This window comes from Acinetobacter sp. 1566109 (assembly GCF_000582255.1).
In the GTDB taxonomy this organism is placed as follows: Bacteria; Pseudomonadota; Gammaproteobacteria; order Pseudomonadales; family Moraxellaceae; genus Acinetobacter; species Acinetobacter nosocomialis.
The window spans coordinates 1-401 of record NZ_JEYB01000239.1 but is presented as its reverse complement, the minus strand read 5'-3'; the positions used below and the strand labels follow the sequence as shown (position 1 = coordinate 401).

The 401-nt window shown below is 31.4% G+C and carries 1 protein-coding gene; it reads left to right on the top strand.

Translation table 11 applies throughout. The annotated features are described in order from the left end of the window. Nucleotide 1 precedes the first annotated feature (1 nt). Nucleotides 2–292 carry a hypothetical protein gene (locus tag J582_RS0105660; protein WP_050674878.1) on the top strand — a complete coding sequence of 97 codons (291 nt, stop codon included), beginning with the start codon at nt 2–4 and terminating at the stop codon, nt 290–292. Nucleotides 293–401: the final 109 nt, after the last annotated feature.

The window sequence follows — 401 nt, the reverse complement described above, 5'->3', positions numbered from 1 at the left end:
CATAGCTCATCCATTCAATTTAAATGATGCAGATTCAATAGGCTTAATTGATAGTCCATATACACATGTCGATTATTGGAAAAATATGCAAAGTGTATACCCAGAACTACGTCATTATGAATATGAACAGATTCCAAGGGGTAGGGTAGTTTTCGACGCAAATAAAGAAAAAGCAATCGTGTATATGGACAAAAAATTATTTAACACAGTAACAGCCACTAAAATTTATGATTTCTTTGATATAGATTCAGAAAATGCTATTCCAAGAAAAGATCCTCACTATCGTACTTAATTGTTTAATTTAGGCTAAAATGAAATTCTCTTTTAATAGGGGTATGAAGATGAGAAAGCGTTTAAAAGACTATAGCCTTGATCAAATTTCAAATCGTGAAAAGGTTTCG